The organism is Haloferax elongans ATCC BAA-1513, assembly GCF_000336755.1.
GTDB classification, from domain to species: domain Archaea; phylum Halobacteriota; class Halobacteria; order Halobacteriales; family Haloferacaceae; genus Haloferax; species Haloferax elongans.
The window spans coordinates 650,284-667,521 of record NZ_AOLK01000015.1 but is presented as its reverse complement, the minus strand read 5'-3'; the positions used below and the strand labels follow the sequence as shown (position 1 = coordinate 667,521).

At 63.9% G+C, this 17,238-nt stretch carries 14 protein-coding genes; 10 read left to right on the top strand and 4 right to left on the bottom strand.

All coding sequences use genetic code 11. From position 1 onward, the window contains the following. Window positions 1–391: 391 nt before the first annotated feature. Window positions 392–628, top strand: coding sequence for a hypothetical protein (locus tag C453_RS10025; RefSeq protein WP_008324290.1), 237 nt, complete (start codon window positions 392–394; stop codon window positions 626–628). 363 nt (window positions 629–991) lie between these two features. Here C453_RS10025 and C453_RS10020 read toward each other — a convergent pair whose 3' ends face one another. Next, complete coding sequence (locus C453_RS10020) at window positions 992–1,615, bottom strand: zinc metalloprotease (RefSeq protein ID WP_008324289.1); 624 nt, start codon at window positions 1,613–1,615, stop codon at window positions 992–994. After that, window positions 1,612–3,282 carry a TraB/GumN family protein gene (locus C453_RS10015; protein WP_008324288.1) on the bottom strand — a complete coding sequence of 557 codons (1,671 nt, stop codon included), beginning with the start codon at window positions 3,280–3,282 and terminating at the stop codon, window positions 1,612–1,614. Before C453_RS10015 ends, C453_RS10020 begins: the two co-directional genes overlap by 4 nt. 53 nt (window positions 3,283–3,335) lie before the next feature. Between C453_RS10015 and C453_RS10010 the strand changes: the two genes are divergently transcribed. The 7 genes from C453_RS10010 to ileS all read left to right on the top strand — a co-directional run bounded on the left by C453_RS10010 (window position 3,336) and on the right by ileS (window position 11,197). Further along, window positions 3,336–4,664 (top strand): glycerate kinase type-2 family protein, encoded by a 1,329-nt coding sequence (locus tag C453_RS10010; protein WP_008324287.1) that lies wholly within the window; start codon window positions 3,336–3,338, stop codon window positions 4,662–4,664. Between the two features lie 67 nt (window positions 4,665–4,731). After that, complete coding sequence (locus C453_RS10005) at window positions 4,732–5,361, top strand: ArsR/SmtB family transcription factor (RefSeq protein ID WP_008324286.1); 630 nt, start codon at window positions 4,732–4,734, stop codon at window positions 5,359–5,361. A gap of 83 nt (window positions 5,362–5,444) precedes the next feature. Continuing rightward, window positions 5,445–5,888 (top strand): bifunctional nuclease family protein, encoded by a 444-nt coding sequence (locus C453_RS10000; RefSeq protein WP_008324285.1) that lies wholly within the window; start codon window positions 5,445–5,447, stop codon window positions 5,886–5,888. A gap of 103 nt (window positions 5,889–5,991) precedes the next feature. Continuing rightward, complete coding sequence (locus C453_RS09995; protein WP_008324283.1) at window positions 5,992–6,480, top strand: acyl-CoA thioesterase; 489 nt, start codon at window positions 5,992–5,994, stop codon at window positions 6,478–6,480. 52 nt (window positions 6,481–6,532) lie between these two features. Continuing rightward, complete coding sequence (locus C453_RS09990) at window positions 6,533–6,988, top strand: hypothetical protein (protein WP_008324282.1); 456 nt, start codon at window positions 6,533–6,535, stop codon at window positions 6,986–6,988. A 55-nt stretch (window positions 6,989–7,043) separates the two neighbouring features. Next, a complete protein-coding gene (locus tag C453_RS09985) occupies window positions 7,044–7,634 on the top strand; it encodes a hypothetical protein (protein ID WP_008324281.1) in 591 nt (196 codons plus the stop codon). A gap of 431 nt (window positions 7,635–8,065) precedes the next feature. Further along, window positions 8,066–11,197, top strand: a complete 3,132-nt coding sequence (ileS, locus tag C453_RS09980) for an isoleucine--tRNA ligase (protein ID WP_008324280.1) — start codon at window positions 8,066–8,068, stop codon at window positions 11,195–11,197. Window positions 11,198–11,368: 171 nt separating this feature from the next. On the opposite strand, the gene C453_RS09975 is transcribed toward ileS, so the two are convergent. Together C453_RS09975 and glpK are read right to left on the bottom strand one after the other, a co-directional pair. Then, window positions 11,369–12,421 (bottom strand): hypothetical protein, encoded by a 1,053-nt coding sequence (locus C453_RS09975; RefSeq protein ID WP_008324278.1) that lies wholly within the window; start codon window positions 12,419–12,421, stop codon window positions 11,369–11,371. A gap of 3 nt (window positions 12,422–12,424) precedes the next feature. Then, entirely contained in the window at window positions 12,425–13,963 is a 1,539-nt protein-coding gene (glpK, locus tag C453_RS09970; protein ID WP_008324277.1) for a glycerol kinase GlpK, read from the bottom strand. A gap of 249 nt (window positions 13,964–14,212) precedes the next feature. Here glpK and C453_RS09965 point away from each other — a divergent pair, with 249 nt between their 5' ends. Next, window positions 14,213–15,388 carry a sugar phosphate nucleotidyltransferase gene (locus C453_RS09965; protein ID WP_008324276.1) on the top strand — a complete coding sequence of 392 codons (1,176 nt, stop codon included), beginning with the start codon at window positions 14,213–14,215 and terminating at the stop codon, window positions 15,386–15,388. Further along, window positions 15,388–17,199: a glutamine--fructose-6-phosphate transaminase (isomerizing) gene (glmS, locus tag C453_RS09960; RefSeq protein WP_008324275.1), complete on the top strand. Its 1,812-nt coding sequence runs from the start codon at window positions 15,388–15,390 to the stop codon at window positions 17,197–17,199. The genes C453_RS09965 and glmS overlap by 1 nt, the downstream gene beginning before the upstream one ends. Window positions 17,200–17,238 lie beyond the last annotated feature (39 nt).

Sequence of the window (17,238 nt, the reverse complement as noted above, 5' to 3'; positions counted from 1 at the left end):
GTGGGTCGTGTCGAAGTACCCCGGCCGGCTCGGTCGGTCGTCTCCCCCGAAACACGTTGGTCAGCACCTCCCGTTCTACCACACACTCGTCTCGACGCGGACTGGTCCTCTGGCCGGAGAGTGAGTTGCGACTGTCGCGTCAGACGTTAATTAGAGGGATCCATATAGGAAAATCAATTACCAATCGTTACAAATTGTTTGTTTAACGATTACGGCCTCAGAACGATCTATAAATGGTCTAATGGATTTTAAGAACTTCGTAAAAGGTCTGAAACACCAAATCGAGGGGTCGTAAATTGTCTGGGATTCCCTAAAGCGTTAGAAAACCGAGCGAAATCGCGCCAACGCTCGACCCCTTATATGATGGTCCCGGTCATACGCAGAAGTGACGATGTCCGGAATCCCCTCCACGACAGATTCGCTCGCACTCGACCTCGCGTCGACGCTTGGCCGAGTTGCGCTCGCACCGTTCGAGACGATAGCGTTCTGGTCAGCAATCGCCCTTCCCCTCGCGTACCTGCCCCTGCTCGCAGAGGGACTCGGCGGCGGCAACCTGCCCCTGTTTGCCGGCCTGCTGGCACTCCACGTGGCGGCACTGGTCCTCGGCCGCGACCACGGACAGGACTGAGTCTCGGACGCATAACTCCGGCGTCGTCCCTCAGTTCCCGCCGACGACTGCCCTCCAAAGTGCGTCGATTGGTCCCTGCCTGCCCCCTCGTTCCCCACCCCTCGTGGCGTCCACCCTCCGCTCCTACCCAATGGTGGCACGCTCTCTGCCCCACCCTTCCTCGTTCGTGGCACTCCCTTCCCGCCCGTGCCTCCCCTTCGTTCGTAATACTCCCACCTCGTTCGTGCCAACTCACCCCCTCGCTTTGGCTCTCCACAGCTTTCACTTGGGATTTTCACTCGGGAGTAACAGCAAGTGCGCAAAGAACCAGTCTCCGGCGTCAAAAGGCGAATTGCGAATTCTCTGCCGTCCCTGTCGTCGGCGTTAGAAGCCGACGAACAGGAGCAGTGCGACCGTCAGGAGCGCCGAGACAGCGAAGAACCCGGCGAAGACGGGCGTGCTCCACGCCTTGACAGTCCGACCGTCCAGCGAGGCGAACGGGAGCATGTTGAACGCCGCGAGGAAGGCGTTGATAACGAGTCCACGCGCGCCGACGAGTTCGACGAGCCCCGAATTGAGGACGAGGCCAGCGACGAATATCGGGACGAAGGCGACGACGAGCACGAGGTTCATCGCTGGGCCTGCGAGCGCGATAAGCCCGTGTTCGCGCTTCGTGAGCATCCCGCGGTGGTGGACCGCGCCGGGTGCCGCGAAGATGAACCCGATGAGGGCGCTCATGACCGCGATACCGAGCATGCCGTAGTCGGCGCGGAACTCGGCGACCTGACCGAATCTGACGGCGACGACTTTGTGCGCGACTTCGTGGAACAGAAACGCGATGCCCGCAGTCAGCAGGCTCACGACGAGTGCGAGTCCGAACGACCCGCTCAAGAGCAGTCCGATAGCGCGCTGCCCGCCGCCCGCGAAGAAGATGGCGAACGCGAGCCCGAGCGCGAGCCACGCGACTGCGAGGTCACGAAGTTCGCGCGACGAGAAGGTGATGTTCATGCGAGTGTCCTCCAGAGGAGTTCGGCGCTATTTCGTGCACCCTCGAACATCAGGTTTGCGACGCCCGAGACGCCGCCGAGGTCCGCGGCGATGACCGGGAGCACGTAGGTGACAAAGAGGAAGCTCGCAATCATGCTCCCGATGTTCGTCATCGCGACGACCATGATGAGCTTGAAAAGCGGGACGTCGAACAGTTGCCCGATAAGCTCCCGCATCGGCGTCTCTTCGTCCGAGAGGATTCGGTTGAGCGTGCTGATGTCACCGACGTTGACCGGCGTGTGTCGGAGTTCGACGTAGCCGGTGAACCAACCGGGTGCGAGAAGCGGATTGATGGACGTCATCCACGCCACGAGGCCGCCGACGAGAGCAGACGTCCAGCGCGCACCGGCGAGTTTGGCGAGACTGGCGGCGAAGAGGCCATTGATGAGGAACCACGCGCCGAAGATGGTGAGCAGGCGTTCGTTGCCGACGCCAGCCATCGCGAGCAGGACGAAGAACGCGATGAAGATGACGGTGATACCGAAGCCGATGAGTTTCCCCCACGGGAAGCCGTCTTTCTCGGCGACGCCCACGAGCGACTCCATCGGCGGGAGCGTCGATGGGTCTCGGAGGTAGCCCTCGATTCCTGCTTTGTGGCCCGCGCCGACGATGGCGACGACGTGGTGGCCGGACTGTCGGAGTGCGACGAGTTGGTGAGCGATGAAGGCGTCGCGCTCGTCGATGAGCGCCTCCGCACCGCCGGGACTGAATCGGCGGAACTCTTCCATCATCGCCGAGACGACGTCGCCGTCGGTCAGTTCTTCCATGTCGAACTCTTCGACGTCCTCTGCGGGTGCGAACAGGCCGAGTACGTTTAGGACGCTTCCGGCCGCGACACCCACGACGATTCCCGCGAGCACGCCGAGGACGAGACTCCCGAGGATAGCGACGCCGAGGCTCCCGAGCGTGGACGAGACGAAGCCAGAACCGAGTCCAAGGCCGAACCCACCGACGAGTCCGACTGCTGCACCGCCGCCGAGGCCAGCGAGGACCGCGTCGTCGCCGTCGAGGACGAACGTCGCGACGGTGTAGAGGAGATACGAAGCCGCGACGCCGACGACGGCCCCGGTCGCAGTTCGACCGAGGATTACGTCGGAGATGCCGACGATATCACCGTAGAGACCGATAAGCGGCCCGAGGAAGACACCGACAGCGATGCCGAAGACGGCTCCGACACCACGCGCGTCGGCCACGCCGAACGCGAGGTCGCCCGCCATGCGCATCTTCTCGACGAGGCCCATCCGTCGCCAGAAGCGTTGGATGGTCGTTTGGATGTCGCGGTCGACGAGCGCGACGTCGATGCCCTCGTCTTCGGCCGTCTCGACGGCCGCGAGCATGTCCGCGCCGGGCTTCACGTCGAATTTTTCTCCCATGCGCGACTGGACGTACGAGAGCATCCAGTAGGCGATAAACTGGAAGACCGTGTTCCCTCGTAGGAGGTCGCGCGCTTCGATGTCGTCGGGCGTTCCGCCCTTCAACTGCCGGTATCGACCTTCGTCGAGTTCGACCGCGACCACGTCCGGTTGCTCCGCTTCGATGGTCTCTTCGACCTCTCGGACGCTGTCGGCCGAGACGTGGGCCGTGCCGACAACGTGGACGTGACCCTCGCCGGGCGACGAATCGTTCATCGCCGGGATTACCGCCCCACGGTTTTTATCCGTGTCGGCATCACCCACGAACCATGCACGAGTTCGACGCGCGAACCCCGACGACGACCCACGAGGTGGCACTCGACTGCCTCCGCGCTGGCGTCGAATCCGTCCGTCCCGAGCGCGTCGTCCGCGACGCGGTGGCGCTCGATGGCGACACACTCACGGTCGCGGAGACGACGTACGACCTCACGGAGTTCGACCGGATTCTCGTTGTCGGCGGCGGGAAAGCGGGCGATGGCGTCGCCGACGCCCTCGAAGCACTCCTCGGCGACCGAATCGACGATGGCGTCGTCGTCACGCCCGAGCCCGGAGACGGGAATCGAATTCGGCGACTTCCGGGCGACCACCCCGTCCCGTCGGACCGGGGCGTCGAGAGCACGCGCCGCCTTATCGACCTCGTCTCGGACCTCGACGAACGAACACTGGTCCTCGTCGCCGTCACTGGTGGCGCGAGCGCGATTCTCCCTGCGCCCGCGACAGGCGTCTCGCTGTCGGACCTCCGAGAGACGACCCAATTGCTTCTGGAAAGCGGCGCTGAAATCGACGACCTGAACGCGGTCAGAAAGCACCTCTCGACCCTCAAGGGCGGCGGAATCGCCCGTCTCGCCGCGCCCGCGACGGTGGTCGGACTCGTCCTCTCGGACGTGGTCGGCAACGACCTCGGCGTCATCGCCTCCGGCCCGACAGCGCCCGACGAGACGACCTTCGACGACGCGCTGGACGTGCTCGACCGATTTGACCTCGACGTGCCGCGGTCGGTTCGGACACGACTCGCGCGCGGGTCTGCGGGCGAGGTTCCCGAGACGCCGAAGCCCGGCGACTCGGTCTTCGACCGGGTGACGAACCACGTGCTCGCAGACGCGTTCACTGCACTTGACGCCGCCAGAACGGTCGCCCGCGACAGCGGCTACGACCCACTCATTCTCTCGTCGCGCGTCCGCGGGGAGGCACGCGAAGCCGCAAAGACCCACGTCGCCGTCGCGGAAGAGGTTCGCGCGACCGGGAATCCACTGGAGGCCCCGGCGGTGATTCTCTCCGGCGGCGAGTGTACCGTAACCGTCCGTGGCGACGGGCAGGGCGGGCCAAACCTCGAATTCTGTCTCGAAGCCGCACCAGACCTTCCAGATGGAACCGTGCTCGCGAGCATCGATAGCGACGGCAAAGACGGCGGCACCGACGTCGCGGGCGCGCTCGTGGACGCCGAGACAGTCGAGCGCCGCGAGGCGAACGCTTCGTTGGCACGTAACGACGCCCTTCCCGTGCTGCGCGACGCCGACGCGCTCGTGGAGACGGGACCGACCGGCACGAACGTTAACGACCTTCGCGTGCTGGTGGTCGAGCCTGCCGAGTTCTGTTGATTCCGCGGGCTTGCCCGGTCGCGCTCCCGACAACAAGTTTGTATCCTTCGGTGTAGTATCGGCTCGTATGGCAGATTTGCTGCCCTCCGCACCGGACACCTCCGCCGCCGACGAGCCCTCCCCCCGCGTCATCGGCCTCGACGATGACGAGGCGTCGAACCTCCTGTCGGCGCTCTCGTCGGAGACGGCCCGACACGTACTGGCCGCGCTCCACGACGAGCCGACGAACCCCGCCGAACTCGCCGACCGGGTGGACACGTCGCTACAGAACGTTCAGTACCACCTCGGCAAACTCGACGAGGCCGGACTCATCGAGGTCGTCGACACGGTCTACTCCGAGAAAGGCCGCGAGATGAAAGTCTACGCGCCCGCTGACCGGCCGCTCGTCGTCGTCGCGGCGACCGAGGAGACGAGAACTGGGCTCGCGACAGCCCTGACGAGCCTTCTCGGTGGCGTTGCAGTCTTAGGGCTCCTCGCGGCGTTCGTCCAGTTGGTGGCGACCCGTGGGTTAGACTGGCTCGTTCCCACTGCGCAAACTGGCGGGGCAGAAGCCGATAGCGTCTCGCTCGCGACGACCGAGGCAGCCACCGAGGCCGCCCCGGTCGTCGGACAGGCGATTCCACCCGGTATCGCGTTCTTCGCGGGTGGGATTGCCATCTTGCTCGCCATTGCGGTCGTGCAGTACTACCGCCGCTGACATCGGCAGTCGTCGGTGCTGTGTTTGTCGGCCGCAACACTTTGCTGGGGTAACTATTCGTACTCCCGCCAACTATTGTGTGTATGGAACACCGTGCCGTGGTCCGTGGCATCGGGGTTGGTGTCGGCGAGGACGGGTCGAACGTCCCGGCAGTGATTCTCGAAGCCCGAGACGAGTTTTTGCCCATCGTCATCACGTCTGACCAGGCGCAGGCGATTCAGCTCGGCCTGTCCGGCGACAAGTTCGAGCGACCGCTGACCCACGACCTGTTGGTCGAGATGGTGACAGAGTTCGGCGGTGCAATCGACAGCATCCGCATCGACGACCTCTCTGAGGGGACGTTCTTTGCGAAAGTCGATGCTGAGCGCTATCACGGCGGCGAGGTGCGGTCGTTCGTCTTCGACGCCCGCCCGAGTGACGCTATCGCGCTCGGCGTTCGCGTCGATTGTCCGATTCTCATCTCCGACGAGGTACTCGATGCGGCCGGACAGCCGCCCGAAATCTTCGACGTCGACTTCGACGAGTAAGGGTACTCCCTGCCCACGGCTTCGGTCTCGCTTTCGAGCCATCAGTTTCTCCGTCGAACGCAGGTCCCACGATTTCAAGCCCCCCCAGTGCGACGGCTCTCGCATGAGCCAGAAAACGTCCACGCTCGCCGAATCGCGAACCGAGATGACCGAGCTTCTCCTGCCGAACGACACCAACAACCTCGGGCGCGCGCTCGGTGGGGCGGTCCTCCACTGGATGGACATCTGCGGGGCAATCGCGGCGATGCGATTCTCCAACCGCCAGTGTGTCACCGCCTCGATGGACCACGTCGACTTCATCAGCCCCATCGACCTCGGTGAAGTGGCGGTTATGGAGGCTTACGTGTTCAACGTCGGCCAGACGAGTGTCGACGTGAAAGTCGATGTCCACGCCGAAAACCCGAAGACCGACGAGCGACGCAAGACCACGTCGTCGTTCCTGACGTTCGTCGCGCTTGACGACGACGGTGAGACCACGCCGGTCCCGCGTCTCGAATGCCCGACGCCCGAAGAAGAGGCGCTCCGTCAGGAGGCAGTCGAAGCCCGTGCCTCCCAGTTGGAAGACGTTATCCAGCGGATGGACGAGGCGTAATTGCTACCTGTCGCGGCGAACGCTTATCCGGCGCGGCGACTCACCCCAAAGTATGCTCGACGTACCCGTCCCCGACCCGCCGACGCTTCCGACAGTCGACCCCAACGAGTACGACGACGCGAACATCGCGGCCGACGCCGACTTCAAGCGAACCGAACTGGAGGCGTTCCTCCACGAGGGCGCGTGGGCCGAGGCGTTCGAGACGTGGGCGGCCGAGACAACCGTCACAGAAGACCAGTGGCAGGTCGTCGTCGAACTCGACTTACTGACGTTCTTCGACTTCTTTTGGGACGACTTCGCGGACCGTGTCGGCTATCACGCGCCGGGCATCCCCGAGGACTGGAAGGAGCGTCAGCTCCACCCCGAGTTGACCTCGTGGGGACAGGTGTCGTCTATCAACGCCGGGCTCACCGAACTCGGCCAAGAGGTGTGTGACGTGCTCAAAGACGACTACATCGACTGGGAGTCAGAGTACGAAGCGCCGGACGACCTGCCGGACTTCGGGTGACTGTTCCGCACCGTCCAGACTGCCAATTTATATCTCTCTAGTGTCAGGAGAGACTATGCGCCGCCGTGCCCTCCTCGCCAGCACTGCAACGCTTTCGCTCGCCGCGACCAGTGGGTGTCTCGCCGACGTTCGACGAACCGTGAGCGGTGAGATTTCTCCCGCCCACGGCAACTCGAAGCCCCACCCCGCCGACGAGCAGTACGTCCGTGGCTCGTTTTCGGAGGGGAGCAACGTCCGTGGATGGCTGTTTCCTGAGCCACCGGACGACCAGACCGACGTGTTCACCGACCGTGCCATGCAGGGGCAGTACTCGAACGACCTCCTGTGGGCCGAAGGCAACTCGTTCGTCCTCCTGTTCGAAGTTCGGATGGCTGCCGAAGACGCCGCGTTCTACAACGTGGGCACGTCACCGCGATGGAGTGGCTGGCGCGACGCCGAGATACCGATTCGACGCTCGCCGGACACCTCGGAGCGCGACTTCGACGCCGACGAACTCGTCTGTACGCACATCTCGAAATTCGACGTCGAGGGTGGCGGAGCACCGTCGCAGGCGACGCTCTCCGTCCGCGAAAGAGAGTCCAATGAGGTCGTCGCGGAATACCGCGTCAGCGAGTGGTCGAACGAGGAGACTGCGGCGTCGCAGTGAGTATTCAAGGGCTATCGTCGGAGTAAACGTTTTGTCCGCCGCGCGTCTGCTTTCGCATACGATGCGGCACTTAGGACCGGCTGCGACCCGACCAACTGAGGTCGAGCAGCCGCTCCGCCGCGCTGTCGTCTCCGACTCGCTGATTATTGCGGGGCAGTAGCCTCGCACATCTCCACACTCGTTCTCTGCGCTTGCATCGTTTCTGAGTACCCACAGCACGCCGTGTGAATCGACCCCAACACATCGAATGATGCCATCCACACACCACACTCGACAGCAGTATCGACGACAGACAGCCTCCGGGCGGTGGCGACGAGCCACCACCCCAGCAAAGCGGAGCGCACGCCATGTCTGAAAGCGACCAGACGGAACGACCGACGGACGCGGACGAGACCCGCCGTTTTGATATATATCCACGAGAACGTCGGGGTATGGAAGACATCGCAGACCAGTACACGCCGGGGGACGTCGAGTCCGCCGTCAGCGAGTACTGGGACGAGAACGACGCGTACGAGGCGACGAAGGAGGCACACGCCGACGACCCGTCGTTCTTCTTCGTCGACGGCCCGCCGTACACGTCCGGCCAGATGCACCTCGGCACGGCCTGGAACAAGACGCTGAAAGACGCCGTCATCCGGCACAAGCGCATGACGGGGCACCACGTCACCGACCGCCCCGGCTACGACATGCACGGCCTCCCCATCGAGGTCAAAGTCGAAGAGGAACTCGGCTTCACCTCGAAGCGCGATATCGAGGAGTTCGGCATGGAGCAGTTCATCCAGAAGTGCAAGGAGTTCGCCGTCCGCAACCGCAAGGCGATGGACGACGACTTCCAGTCTATCGGCACGTGGATGGACTGGGACAACCCCTACGAGACGCTGTCTCCCGAGTACATGGAGTCGGCGTGGTGGGCGTTCTCGAAGGTCGCCGAAAACGGTCTGGTCGAGCAGGGCAAGCGCTCGGTTAACTACTGCCCACGCTGTCAGACTGCAATCGCCGCCAACGAGGTCGAATACGACGAAATCACGTCGCCGTCTATCTACGTCAAGTTCCCGCTGCAGGGCCGCGAGGGTAACCTCGTCATCTGGACGACGACGCCGTGGACCATCCCCGCGAACACCTTCGTCGCCGTCGACGGCGAGATGACCTATCAGGCCGTCCGCGCCGAGAAGGACGGCGAGAGCGAGGTGCTGTACCTCGCCGAACCCTGCGTCGAGGACGTACTCAAGAAGGGCCGCTACGAGGACTTCGAAGTGCTCGACGAGGTCACCGGCGAAGAGATGGTCGGCTGGGAGTACGACCACCCGCTCGAAGACGTGCTGGGTGAGTACGCCGACTTCGAGGGTGCTGGACAGGTCTACACCGCCGAGTACGTCGAAGCCGACCGCACGGGACTCGTTCACTCCGCGCCCGGCCACGGTCAAGAGGACTTCGCCCGCGGGCAGGAACTCGGTCTCGACGTGTTCGTCCCCGTGGACGACAAAGGTGAGTTCACAGAGCAGGGCGGCGACTACGCGGGCACCTTCGTCCGCGACGCCAACCCGCAGGTCATCGAGGACCTCGACGAACTCGGCCACCTGCTCCACGCAGGCGAACACGACCACCGCTACGGGCACTGTTGGCGCTGCGACACGGACATCATCTTCCTCGCGACCGACCAGTGGTTCATCACCATCACGGACGTCAAAGAGGAACTCCTCGACAACATCGAGGAGTCCGAGTGGCACCCGCAGTGGGCGCGCGACAACCGCTTCCACGACTTCGTGACCGACGCGCCCGACTGGAACGTCTCCCGGCAGCGCTACTGGGGCATCCCGCTTCCCATCTGGGTCCCGCAGGACCCCGACGCCGAGAGCGCGAAAGAAATGATTGTCGTGGGCACGCGCGAGGAACTCGCCGAGCGCGCCGACCAGGACATCGACCCCGAGACGGTGGACCTCCACCGACCCTCTGTCGACCCCATCACCATCACGGAAGACGGCGTCACCTACGAGCGCGTCCCTGACGTGTTCGACGTGTGGATCGACTCCTCGGTCGCCACGTGGGGTACGCTCGACTTCCCCGGTGAGACGGAGGCCTACGAGGAACTGTGGCCCGCCGACCTCATCATCGAGGCGCACGACCAGACCCGCGGCTGGTTCTGGTCGCAACTCGGCATGGGCACCGCCGCGACGGGCGAATCCCCGTACAAGGAGGTCCTCATGCACGGGTTCGCCAACGACAAGGACGGTCGCAAGATGTCGAAGTCCGTCGGCAACATCGTCACGCCCGAGGAGGCAATCGACCGCGCCGGTCGTGACCCGCTTCGTGCGTACCTGCTCAGCCACGACCAGCAGGGTGTCGACCTCTCGTTCGACTGGGGTGGCCTCGCGGACATGCAGTCCACGCTCAACATCTTCTGGAACGTCTTCCGGTTCCCGCTGCCGTACATGGAACTGGACGGTTACGACCCCGCCGAGGCTGACCTCTCGGAGGGTGAACTCACCGTCGTCGACGAGTGGGTGCTTTCGCGTCTCCAGACCGTCAAGGCTGAGATGCACGACGCGTGGGACGACTACGAGGTCTCCACCGCGCTCAACACGCTTCTGGACTTCATTACCGAAGACGTGTCGCGCTTCTACGTGAAGGCCATCCGCGAGCGCATGTGGGACGAAGAGGAGTCCGCGTCGAAACTCGGCGCGTACGCCACGCTTTCGACGGTCCTCTCCGAGTCGCTCCGACTCATCGCGCCGTACACGCCGTACATGGCCGAGCGGATGTACCAGCGTCTCGACGGCGGCGAGACGACCGTCCACATGCTCTCGTACCCCGAGGTCGACGAGGACCTTCGCAACGAGACGCTCGAAACCAACATGGCGGTTCTCCGCGATGTCGAGGAGGCCGCGGCCCACGCCCGTCAGCTGGGCGGCCGCAAGCTCCGCTGGCCTGTCTCGCGCATCGTCGTCGAGTCCGACGACGAGGACGTGGCTGAAGCAGTCACTGCCCTCTCGGACCTCCTCTCGGAGCGCGTGAACACCCAGTCGGTGGAAGTCGTCGAGGTCTTCGACGAACTCGTCGAGAAGGCCGAACCGCAAATGAGCGTCATCGGGCCGGAGTTCGGCGCTGACGCCCAGAAAATCATGGGCGCTGTCGAAGGGCTCACCCGCGCCGACGTCGAATCCGGCGTCGAAGTCGACGGTGAGACCTACGAACTCACAGACGAGATGGTCTCCTACGCGGCCGAACCGCCGGAGAACGTCTCGGGTGCCGAGTTCGAAGGTGGTACCGTCTACGTGGACACCGCCCTCACCGACGACATCGAGTCCGAGGGCTACGCCCGCGATGTCATCCGGCGTATTCAGGAGATGCGCAAGCAACTCGACCTCGACGTCGAAGAGGAAATCGACGTCGGCATCGACGTCGCAGACGAGCGCGTCGCCGCCTTTGTCGAGGAGAACCGCGACCTCATCGCCGATGAGGTTCGCGCCCGCGAACTCGAACTCGGCCGCGCCGAAGGCGAGACAGTCGAAGAGTGGGACGTCGAAGACGTCTCTGTGACTATCGCGGTCACGCAACTCGGCTGAACGGCTCGCTACAAACGATTTTTTGCCCAGTCTCGGACCGCGGAGCGACGCCACCTGAGTGACATCACACTGAGCGACGTCTCAATCAGTCGAATTGTCGCTCGAACCGTAGCAAATCGGCGAAAACGAGTGGGGACGTGAGTCAGTTGCAGTGGGACGTGTCAGGTCGCGTTAGAACGGAATCGCGACCCAAGACGAACCGGGGAAGACGCCTGCGATGGCGAGCATCGCGACGAGGAACGTCCCGAAGACGATTGCGGCGGCCGGCGGGTCCCAGTGGGTGTCGCCGTGCGCGTAGAAGACGCGCTGGAAGGCTTCACCGAAGATGGCACAGATGCCACCGAAGACGCCGCCGACGAGGAGCGCCGCAGCACCGAGTTCAGCCGCACCCGCGGTGAACGCGAGTGCCGCCGTCGACGCGGGAAGCGACATGTGGTGCGTGACGGGGACGCGCTCGACGCCCAGGTTCAGGAAGATGAGGCTCGCGGCCGAGATACCGAACGCGAGGAACGGGCTGCCGGTCGAGAGCGCGATGTACGCGGCCACGAGACCGACGACGATGCCGATAGCGGTCACTTCTTCCCACTTGTACATGTTCGGCAGCCACGGCTCGACGCTCATGCGTGCGGCCTCGCCGCCGTCGGCGACCGCGTTACTGCGGGTCTCGCCGCGTTCGAACGGGGTCATGTCGAGGAGGCTGCTGCCGCGTGCCTTGCCGATGATGTCGTAGCCGAAGGCGACGCGGTGGATGAGCGCCGAGAGCACGACACCCATCGCGATGTGGTCGTACGGCATGTTGAACGACGCCGAGACGACGGTCAGCCAGTAGCCGATGATGCCGAAGATACCACCGACCGCGAGCACGTCAGGCTTCGAACCGAGGGCGAAGCCGATGTCCTTCGCGTTGTGGTAGTCGAATCCGGATTCCATGTAGCCGCGGTTCGCCGCGTAGGCTGCGGCAGCCGCGCCGCCGGCGAAGCTGATTGCCGGGGAGAACGGGACGCCGAAGGCGATTGCGCCGGTGATGCCGACCGAGCCGAGCGCGCCCGACTCGGCGCTGATGACGCCACCGAGGGACTTGCTCGCGAGGTTCGCCGTCTCGCCAGCGATGACCATGAAGCCGGTGAAGATAAACGCCGGAAGCGCACCGATTGCTGCGCCGAAGGCACCGCCAGCGAAGGCGGCGATGAGCATTTCGAGCGCCCAGAGTTGGTCCAGTGCCATGTGTTATTCCTCCGTGTCGCGCGCCCAGTCGAGCGAGCGGTCGACTGCTTCCTTCCAGCGGCCGTAGCGGTGCTCGACGTTCTGGGGGTCTTTCGGCTCGAACTCGCGGTCGACCTGCCAGTTCGCGCGGAGTTCGTCCAGATTCTCCCAGTAGCCGACTGCGAGGCCGGCGGCGTAGGCGGATCCGAGCGCCGTCGTCTCGTCGACCTGCGGGCGGACGATTTCGGTGTCGAGGATGTTCGACTGAAGCTGACAGAGGAAGTTGTTCTTGACCGCCCCGCCGTCCACGCGGAGGCTGGCGAGGTCGATGTCGCTGTCGGACTGCATGGCTTCGGCCACGTCGCGCGTCTGGAACGCAATGGATTCGAGCGTCGCGCGAACGATGTGCTCGCGGCGGGTACCGCGGGTCATGCCGACGATGGTACCGCGTGCGCGCTGGTCCCAGTGCGGGGCACCGAGACCGGCGAAGGCGGGCACGAAGTAGACGCCGTCGGTCGAATCGACAGAGCGGGCGAGCTTTTCGGACTCGGCGGCGCTCTCGATGAGCGTCATGTCTTCGAGCCACTCGATTGCCGCGCCCGTGATGAAGATAGAGCCTTCGAGGGCGTACTGCACGGGTTCGCCGGAGCGCTGGAAGCCGACGGTAGTGAGAAGGCCGTGTTCGGACATGACGGCCTCTTCGCCGGTGTTCATGAGCATGAACGACCCGGTTCCGTAGGTGTTCTTGGCGTCACCGGCGTCGAAACAGGTCTGGCCGAACAGGGCGGCCTGCTGGTCACCGAGGGCACCCGCGACGGGAATCTCGGCACCGAGGAAGCCGTCTGCGTCGGTCGTCCCGTAGTAGTTGTCGTCAGACGACGGGCGGACTTCGGGCAGAATCTCGCGGGGCACGTTGAACTCGTCGAGGAGTTCGTCGTCCCACTCCATGTCGTGGATGTTGAACAACATCGTCCGCGACGCGTTGGTCACGTCGGTGATGTGGTTCCCAGTGAGATTGTAGATGAGCCACGTGTCGATGGTACCGAAGGCGAGTTCGCCTTCCTCGGCGCGGTCGCGGATATCTTCCGGCCGCGAGCGCTGGAGCTTGATGGGGTCAGAGTTGTCGAGCAGCCACTCGGCCTTCGTCGCAGAGAAGTACGCGTCGGGTTCGAGACCCGTCTTCGCGCGCACGTCGTCGGTCTTGTCGTCCGCTTCGAGCGTCTCGATGCGGTCGGTCGTCCGGCGGTCCTGCCAGACGATGGCGTTGTGAATCGGCTGTCCAGTCTCACGGTCCCAGACGATGGTCGTCTCGCGCTGGTTCGTGATACCGATTGCTTCCAGTTGGTCGGCGTCGAGAAGCGCGTCGTCGAGCGCCTCGTTAATGACCTTCTTCGTGTTGCCCCAAATCTCGTTTGCGTCGTGTTCGACCCAACCGGGTTCGGGGTAGATCTGTTCGTGCTTCTCGTAGGCGTTAGCAACCACCTTACCGTCGTGGTCGAACACCATGAATCGCGTGCCTGTGGTACCTTGGTCGATGGCACCAACGTATTTTTCTCCTGACATTTTAACCAACCTCGTGGTGGACTCCCGCGGTGAGAGTCCGAACGTCAGTACATGGTGGAAAAACCATGATAAATGTTTCTTTACTACTGGATACTAGCCACCATTTATGATTATGTTAGGTAGGCCGCTCTTGTGCCGGTATTTCGGCCGCCGTATTTTGTACTGGTGGTCGATTCGTCATTGAATTCTCCATTCACAAACGCGGATAAAAATGTGGCTAGTTAGGTTCCGAGCTGTCGAGAACTGTGCATGCACATCGAGTCTGCCGTGGTCCTCGCCGCCGGGGAGGGGATGCGGCTTCGACCGCTCACGAAGTACCGGCCCAAACCGATGTTGCCGGTGACGAACGTTCCCATCTTGGAACACGTCTTCGGCGTGCTCGTCGCCAGCGGCATCTCTGAGATACACGTCGTGGTCGGCTACAAACGCGACCGCGTCCAGGAGTACTTTGGGTTCGAATACGACGGGGTCCCGCTCACCTACCACGTCCAAGAGCAGCAACTCGGGTCTGGACACGCGGTTTTACAGGCCCAACCCGGCGTCGACGGCCCGTTCTTGGTCGTCAACGGCGACCAGCTAACGTCGCCGGAAATCGTCGATGCGGTCGTCGAAGCCCACGCCGCAGGCGAGCAACTCGGGACGATAAGTGTCGTCGAATCCGAGTTAGCTTCGAAGTACGGTGCGGTCTCTCTCGATGGCGACACGGTCACAGACCTCGTCGAAAAGCCCGGTGAAGGCCACCACCACCTCCTCAACGCCGGTGTCTACGCGTTCGAACCAGCCATCTTCGACCGTATCGCTTCGACGCCCGCAGAGGATGGCGAGCGCTCGCTCACGACCGCACTCACGTCGGCCATCGAAGCCGGTTCGACGCTCATGGGTGTCCGAACTGAAGGACTGTGGCGCGATGCGACGTATCCGTGGGACCTGCTGTCGCTCAGCGCCGAAATGCTCGACCGGAGCGACGAGGCAGTCACTATCGATTCGTCTGCGACTGTCGCAGACGGGGCTATCGTCCGCGCTCCAGTCGTCGTCGGCCCCGATGCCGTCGTTGCGCCCGGCGCTGTCGTCGGTCCGTACACGACGGTCGGTCGAAACGCCTCTATCGGGTGTAACGCCGTCGTCGAGCACACTATCGTCGACGAAGACACGCGCATCGGACCGAACGCGACGCTCGTCGACTCCGTCACGGGCCGCGGCGTCGATATCGCCGCTGGCGTCACTATCGAAGGCGGAGACGGCGACGTTCGTATCGGCGACCGAATCCACGAGGAGGTCGAACTGGGGGCGGTCGTCGCAGACCGAACCGAACTCGGCGGCGGCGTCTCGGTCGAACCCGGAACCATCGTCGGCGCGGAAGCGTCCGTCGCAACCGGGGTCGTCCTCGACGGTGTCGTCGAAGACGGTGTGGAGGTCGTCCGCTAATGTGTGGAATCATCGCCTGTATCGGCCACACGGACGACACCGTCGACGTGCTGCTTTCGGGGCTTTCGTCGCTCGAATACCGCGGCTACGACTCCGCCGGTATCGCCGTCTCCAACGGGACACTAGACGTCCGAAAGCGCGAGGGTGAACTCGACAACCTCCACGATGCGGTGGACACAGACCCCATCTCTGGCACGTTCGGTATCGGACACACACGCTGGAGCACTCACGGCCCGCCGACAGACGAGAACGCACACCCGCACACGGACGCTGACTGGCGCGTGGCGGTCGTCCACAACGGCATCATCGAGAACTATCAGGAACTCCGCGACGAACTCGAAGCGGCCGGATACGAGTTCGTGAGCGACACTGACACCGAAGTCGTCCCGAACCTCGTCGCGTCGTTCCTCGACGAGGGCTACGACGCCGCAGAGAGTTTCTCACGAGCGGTCTCGCGTCTGGAGGGAAGCTACGCGCTCGCCGTCATCGTCGCGGGCGAGGACTCCATCTTCGCGACGCGGCAGGACTCGCCGCTCGTCCTCGGCATCGGCGAGGACGCTTACTACCTCGGAAGCGACGTTCCGGCGTTCCTCTCGTACACGCGAAACGTCGTCTACCTCGAAGACGGCCAGTCCGTGACGCTTCGCCCGAACGGATGGCAGGTCAAAAACGGCGACGGGGCGGTCGTCGAACCGCCGGTCCACACCGTCGAGTGGGACGCCGAACAGACCGGCAAAAGCGGGTACGAGCACTTCATGCTCAAGGAGATTCACGAACAGCCGACCGCGCTTCGGCAGTGTCTGAGCGGCCGCCTCGACCCGCTCGAAGGTGACGTGATTGTCGAAGAACTCTCGGACCTCGACACGCCGGGAGCGGTCCAGTTCGTCGCCTGCGGCACCTCATATCACGCTGCACTGTACGGTGCGATGCGATTCAGAGAAGTCGGCATCCCCGCGCAGGCGTTCCTCGCCAGCGAGTACGCGACTGCGCCGCCGCCGATTGCCGACGACGAACTCGTCGTCGGCGTCACACAGAGTGGCGAGACCGCGGACACGCTCTCGGCGCTCAGAACGGCACAGGGGCGAGGTGCGGAGACGCTCGCGGTGACGAACGTCGTCGGGAGCACCGCCTCCCGCGAGTGTGACCACGTGATGTACATCCGGTCGGGTCCCGAAATCGGTGTCGCCGCGACGAAGACGTTCTCGTCGCAACTCGTGTCGCTGTCGCTCTTCGTCGAGAGCGTTACCTCGAACACCGGAAGCGGACGGACGCGCGCTCTCGTAGAGTCCCTGCGGGATGTCGCGGGCGACGTGCAGTCAGTCCTCGACGACAGCGAAGGCGAAATCGAAGAACTCGTCGACGAACTCGGCGGTTCTGACGCGTACTTCTTCATCGGTCGCGGCTACAACGCCCCCGTCGCGCTCGAAGGCGCGCTGAAGTTCAAGGAGATAACGTACGAACACGCCGAGGGCTTCCCGGCGGGCGAACTGAAACACGGCCCGCTCGCGCTCATCACCGACGAGACGCCCGTGTTTGCCGTCGTCACCGGCGACGACGAGGCGGCGCGGAAGACTCTCGGCAACATCAAAGAGGTACAGGCTCGCGGCGCGCCCGTGGTTGCAGTCACAGACGGCGTCCTCGAAGTCGAGCGCTTCGCCGACGAGGTGCTTCGCGTCCCCGAAACTGACGGCAACCTCGGGTCGCTCCTCGCCAACGTCCAACTCCAGCTCGTCGCCTACGAGATGGCCGCGTCGCTCGGCCGACCGATAGACAAACCGCGGAATCTCGCCAAAAGCGTCACCGTCGAATAAAAGCGGGGCCGCAAGCCGGTGCGCGGTTCTCACCGCGCG